The following is a 4,354-nucleotide window of genomic DNA, read 5'->3' on the forward strand; positions in this document are numbered from 1 at the left end:
CCAGATGCCCAGGACGCGACCAGGGACTGCCCAGCAGAAGAGCGCCGGCAAGAGCATTGTCTGGCTCGCCTCCTACCCGAAATCCGGCAACACCTGGTTGCGAGCTTTCCTGGCGAATTACCTGTTCGACCCCAAGGAGCCGCTGCCGATAAACGAGATTCGGCGCCTGGGAGCGTCGGACGCCTCAGTCAGCTTCTACCGAGCTGTCGCGGATGGCGCCTTCGCTCAGTCTGAGCCACGAGAGTCGCTGCGCCTGCGCAATTCAGTGTTGCAACGCGTCGTCGCAAATGGGGCCAATGTAAATCTGCTCAAGACCCACAACGCCCGGATAACCGTGTTCGGCGTCAACTTGATCCCGCCACAACTTACCCGCGCCGCGATATATGTCGTGCGCGATCCGCGCGATGTGGCGCTGTCATACGCGCGTCATTTCGGACGGTCATTGAATCATGTGATCGAGGCCTTGGCGGACGAGAACAACACGACCGCGGGACGCGGCGATCAGGTGAAGCAATTCCTGTGTAGCTGGTCCACCCACGTAGAAACCTGGACAAACTGTTCAGACTTCCCGTCAGTCACCCTGCGTTACGAGGACATGGTGGCAAATCCGCATGAGACCTTTACTCGCGCTCTGGAATCGATGGAGATCCGCGTAGAAAGGGAACGTCTGGAGCGGGCGGTTCGGCACTCCTCGTTCAAGGAGCTCCGTCGGCAGGAAGAACGCGAACCATTCGTCGAGGGCTCGACCAACAGCGACCACTTCTTTCACACCGGCACATCTGGTCAGTGGAGGGACGCGATGCCTGCCGACCTTGCCAACAGGATCTGCCAGGATCACGGGTCGGTCATGAAGAGCTTCGGGTATTTGTGAGGCATTGTTTGCCGGGGCAAAACCGGATCCACAGCGCGAGGGCTTCTCTAAGAAGGATCCCTCCTGATATAGTCGAAGATCAATCCATTCCGTGATCGGGACAATATGACGCCAGCTCAGATCCTCAAGAGCATCGTCTGGCTCGCCTCCTACCCGAAATCCGGCAACACCTGGCTTCGCGTTTTCCTCGCGAACTATCTGCTCGACCGCAAGGAGCCGATGCCGATCAACGAGGTGCACCGGATTGGTATGGGTGATGCGATCGAGAAAGCCTATCGAATGGTGGCGGGTGGTCCCGTCGACCTGAGAGATCCGCGCCGCTCAGTAGCGCTGCGGCCGGAGGTGCTCAGGCGCATTGTCGCCAACGGGGCTCAGATCAACCTGGTGAAGACACACAACTGCCGGGCCAAGGCGCTTGGCATCGAACTGATCCCGGCGCCGCTGACGCGATCGGCGATCTATATCTTGCGCAATCCGCTCGACATGGTGCTGTCCTATGCCCGGCACTACGGCGCCACGCCCGAGGCGGCCGCCGTGGCGATTGGTCGCCCCGACAACACGGTGGCGCCCGGCTGGGGCTCGGTGACGCAGTTTCTCGGCAACTGGTCGGAGCATGTGCGAGGCTGGACGCGCTGCCGCGATTTCCCCGTGCTGACGTTGCGCTACGAGGACATGCAGGCCGCACCACAGGCGGCCTTCGACAAGGCGCTGCGGCATATCGGTGTGCCGATCGATGGCGAGCGGCTCGAGCGGGCGGTGCGCTTTTCCAGTTTCGAGGAGCTGCAGCGCCAGGAGGCGCGCGGCGGCTTCGTGGAACGCTCCGCCCACAGCGAGCGGTTCTTCGATTCCGGCCGCGCCGGGCGCTGGCGCGACGAGCTGTCCGCGGAGGCCGCCGAGCGGATCCGGCGCGAGCATGGCCGGGTGATGCGCGAGTTCGGATATCTCGAGGACTGACGCAGCCATGGTCGATAGTCTGCGCACGCTGGTTTGGCTCGCCTCCTATCCGAAGTCGGGGAATACCTGGTTGCGCGCCTTCCTCGCCAATTACCTGATCGACTCGCCCAAACCCGTCTCGATCAACGAGATGCAGACGATCAGTTTCGGCGACAGCTCGTCGCCGGCCTATGCCGATCTCTCGGGGCGAGATCCGCAAAAGCTCGACCTGACCGAGCTCATGGCGGTGCGAGGCCGCCATCTCGACCGTATCTCGCGACGCGGCGCGGTCAATTTCGTCAAGACACATAACGCTAATATCCGCATTGCCGGTCACTGGCTGATCCCGGCGCCGCTGACCCGGGCCGCAATCTATATTCTGCGAGATCCGCGGGACGTCGTGATCTCGTATGCGGATCATCTGGGCCTCGATCTCGAGTCGGCCGCCGCCCAGATGGCTGCACCCGGCAACAGGGTGCCGACGAACGCACGCACGGTGGTCCAGTTCCTGGGCCCCTGGTCCGAGCACGTACGCAGCTGGACCCGGACCCGCGATTTTCGCGTGCTGGTGCTGCGATATGAAGATATGCACGCGGACCCCCAGGCGGCGTTCGAGAAGGTGCTGCGTCTCGTGGGCGCGCCGCTCGACCGGCAGGTGCTCGCCGAGGCGACGAGACGCGCCGCCTTCGACGTCCTGGCTGCGCAAGAGGTCGTCGAAGGGTTTCGCGAGCGCGGCCCCGCCCAGGCGCGGTTTTTCCGCAAGGGTACGGTCGGGCAGTGGCGCGATGAGTTGCCCGAGGGTATTGTCCGGCGCATCGAGGCCGATCACGGCGAGGTTATGAAGCGGCACGGGTACCTTGAGCGATGAACCTCCAGCGGATTGTCTGGCTGGCATCATTTCCGAAGTCGGGGAACACCTGGCTGCGCACCTTCCTCGCCAACTACTTCCAGCCGCCAGGCAAGACGCTCGACATAAACAGCCTGCGCCAGTTCACCACCTCGGACGTGCGCAAGGACTTCTTCGACCGCGCCGCGGGCGGGCGCTATGCCGGCAAGACGATCGAGGACTGGATGCGGGTCCGCCCTGAGGCGCTGAAGCTGATCGCCGCCTCGAAGGACGGGCACCACTTCGTCAAGACGCATTGCCAGATCGCGGAATTCCATGGGCAGCCCGTGATCCCGCCCGAGGTCACGGCAGCGGCGGTCTATGTGATCCGAAATCCGTTCGACATCGCGCCCTCCTATGCGCGCCATCTCAGCATCGATCTCGACAAGGCCGTGGCCCGCATGGCGGACGCCACGGCGATGCATGGCAACGCCGGGAACATTCTCGAGTTCGTTGGCCGCTGGGACGCGCATGTCCTGGGCTGGACGCGGGCGCCAGGCCTGCCGCGCCATGTCATGCGCTACGAGGACATGGCCGCCGATCCGGAGCGCGCATTCCGCGGCCTGTTCCGGTTTCTGCGCCTGCCAGTGGACGTCGACCGGATGGGGCGCGCGCTGCGGGCGGCCTCGTTCGAGTCGCTGCGTCGGCAGGAAGAAGAAAAGGGGTTCATCGAGCGCCCCCCGACCATGGAGCGCTTCTTCCATCGTGGTCGCCCCGGGGGCTGGCGCGAGGATCTGTCGTCGGCCCAGGTCGCAGATATCCGTGCCGAATTCCTGCCCGTGCTGCAGGAGTGGTATCCGGAAATGCTCGAAGAGACGGAACGGTTTGCGGAGCAGGCATGAGCGCGCTGGTGCAGATCAGGGAACGTATCGTCCGAGTCGCCCGCGAGTCCGGCCGTGACCCGGACGACGTGACGCTGGTGGCGGTCTCCAAACTGCAGCCGGCCGAGCGCATCGAGGCAGTGCTGGCCGAGGGCCACCGGGTCTTCGGCGAAAACCGCGTGCAGGAGGCCGAGGGACGCTGGCCCGATCTGCGCGCGCGGTATCCGGGTGTCGAGCTGCACCTGGTCGGCCCGCTCCAGACCAACAAGGTGCGGCGCGCGGTCGAGCTCTTCGACGTGATCGAGTCTGTCGACCGCCCGAAGCTGGCACGGAAGCTGAGCGAGACGTTCGACGAGACCAATCGCCGGCTGCCCTGCTTCGTGCAGGTCAACACCGGCGAGGAGCCGCAGAAAGCAGGCATCATGCCGGCGGAGGCAGATGCGTTTATCGCATCCTGTCGCAACGAGCACCGGCTGCCGGTGGCCGGGCTCATGTGCATTCCGCCACTGGGAGAGGAGCCGGCCTTGCATTTCTCGCTTTTGCGCAAGATCGCCGAGCGCAACGGCATCGCCGGGCTTTCCATGGGGATGAGCGACGATTTCGAGACCGCGGTCAGGCTTGGGGCGACCGTGGTGCGCGTCGGGTCGGCCTTGTTCGGGGCTCGCCCGTCGGACGAGGCCTGAAGCCGGCCCAGCAGCGCGAAAAAAGGGGCCCGGGCGGGACGAGGCCGCACCCGGGCCAGTCGGAGGAAGGGGCGTGCCACCCGCACGCCCCGTGGGAATAGGCGGTCTTGCCTGTCGGCGCGCCTATTGCACCGTCTCGCCGTGCAATGCGAGATCGAGG

The 4,354-nt window shown here is 64.7% G+C and carries 5 protein-coding genes; all 5 read left to right on the forward strand.

Going from position 1 to position 4,354, the window contains the following annotated elements; all coding sequences use genetic code 11:
* Positions 1 to 871 (forward strand): sulfotransferase domain-containing protein (locus AC32QD_RS07990; protein ID WP_492009963.1); only part of this gene is annotated, 871 nt, incomplete at its 5' end.
* A 105-nt stretch (positions 872 to 976) separates the two neighbouring features.
* Positions 977 to 1,825, forward strand: coding sequence for a sulfotransferase domain-containing protein (locus AC32QD_RS07995; protein WP_492009964.1), 849 nt, complete (start codon positions 977 to 979; stop codon positions 1,823 to 1,825).
* A gap of 7 nt (positions 1,826 to 1,832) precedes the next feature.
* Positions 1,833 to 2,672 carry a sulfotransferase domain-containing protein gene (locus AC32QD_RS08000; protein ID WP_492009965.1) on the forward strand — a complete coding sequence of 280 codons (840 nt, stop codon included), beginning with the start codon at positions 1,833 to 1,835 and terminating at the stop codon, positions 2,670 to 2,672.
* Positions 2,669 to 3,532: a sulfotransferase domain-containing protein gene (locus AC32QD_RS08005; protein ID WP_492009966.1), complete on the forward strand. Its 864-nt coding sequence runs from the start codon at positions 2,669 to 2,671 to the stop codon at positions 3,530 to 3,532. The genes AC32QD_RS08000 and AC32QD_RS08005 overlap by 4 nt, the downstream gene beginning before the upstream one ends.
* Positions 3,529 to 4,194: a YggS family pyridoxal phosphate-dependent enzyme gene (locus AC32QD_RS08010; RefSeq protein WP_492009967.1), complete on the forward strand. Its 666-nt coding sequence runs from the start codon at positions 3,529 to 3,531 to the stop codon at positions 4,192 to 4,194. The genes AC32QD_RS08005 and AC32QD_RS08010 overlap by 4 nt, the downstream gene beginning before the upstream one ends.
* Positions 4,195 to 4,354: the final 160 nt, after the last annotated feature.

Source organism: Thermohalobaculum sp. (genome assembly GCF_058622915.1).

Excerpts from the sequence above, each read along its gene's own strand:
- AC32QD_RS07995 (WP_492009964.1), top strand. The coding sequence starts at position 977 with ATGACGCCAGCTCAGATCCTCAAGAGCATCGTCTGGCTCGCCTCCTAC.
- AC32QD_RS08000 (WP_492009965.1), top strand. The coding sequence starts at position 1,833 with ATGGTCGATAGTCTGCGCACGCTGGTTTGGCTCGCCTCCTATCCGAAG.
- AC32QD_RS08005 (WP_492009966.1), top strand. The coding sequence starts at position 2,669 with ATGAACCTCCAGCGGATTGTCTGGCTGGCATCATTTCCGAAGTCGGGG.
- AC32QD_RS08010 (WP_492009967.1), top strand. The coding sequence starts at position 3,529 with ATGAGCGCGCTGGTGCAGATCAGGGAACGTATCGTCCGAGTCGCCCGC.